This window comes from Collinsella aerofaciens (genome assembly GCF_901212495.1).
In the GTDB taxonomy this organism is placed as follows: Bacteria; Actinomycetota; Coriobacteriia; order Coriobacteriales; family Coriobacteriaceae; genus Collinsella; species Collinsella aerofaciens_H.
Window position 1 is genome coordinate 1 of sequence record NZ_CAAKNY010000071.1, and the last position, 308, is coordinate 308.

The following is a 308-nucleotide window of genomic DNA, read 5'->3' on the forward strand; positions in this document are numbered from 1 at the left end:
CGCCAGGAATTCGGCCACATGGCGCAGCAGGGAAGGGTCAGTCACCGCACTTTTGCCCTTCCCGCGCTCACGGTTGACAATATCACGCACGGCGATGGCCTCGTAGACTCCGGACATGTACGCCGAGTGCTGCGCCTGGGTCGTCGATAGGGATGCAATGGCTGGCATGCCCCCGTACTCAAGGTAACGAGTAAGCATGTCGTCGAAGAGAACGGGATCCCCCTCGGGAGTGAGAGCCACCGAAGTTCCCGATACGAACTCGATTCCGCAGAAGTCGACGAACTCGGAGAAGGACAGGGGCAGCATCT

Annotated in this window: 1 pseudogene; it reads right to left on the reverse strand. The window is 60.1% G+C overall.

Annotated elements, in window-relative coordinates:
* Nucleotides 1-240 (reverse strand): annotated as a pseudogene (locus tag SFLMC1_RS08740) (ATP-binding protein); the annotation flags it as partial.
* Nucleotides 241-308: the final 68 nt, after the last annotated feature.